The sequence below is a fragment of the Clostridium arbusti SL206 genome (genome assembly GCF_000246895.1).
Lineage (GTDB): Bacteria > Bacillota > Clostridia > Clostridiales > Clostridiaceae > Clostridium_I > Clostridium_I arbusti.
On record NZ_BAEV01000223.1, the window covers coordinates 1 to 319 of the forward strand.

1 rRNA gene is annotated in these 319 nt (G+C 41.7%); it reads left to right on the plus strand.

Annotated features, from left to right (window positions below):
* Positions 1-100 precede the first annotated feature (100 nt).
* A 16S ribosomal RNA gene (locus RH99_RS18135) occupies positions 101-319 on the plus strand; the annotation flags it as partial.

Genomic DNA, 319 nt, shown 5'->3' on the forward strand with positions numbered 1-319 from the left:
AAGAGTAAACCAGCAATTCTTTAGATTTTGAGTAATCAAAATCAAGAGTAAAAAATCTTCATTTAATAATGAAGAATAGCGATGAGCTAAATCAAACTTATAAATTGAGAGTTTGATCCTGGCTCAGGACGAACGCTGGCGGCGTGCTTAACACATGCAAGTCGAGCGAGAAACCTTCGGGTTTCTAGCGGCGGACGGGTGAGTAACACGTGGGTAACCTACCTCAAAGAGGGGAATAGCCTCCCGAAAGGGAGATTAATACCGCATAATATCATAGCTTCGCATGAAGCAATGATTAAAGGAGTAATCCGCTTTGAGA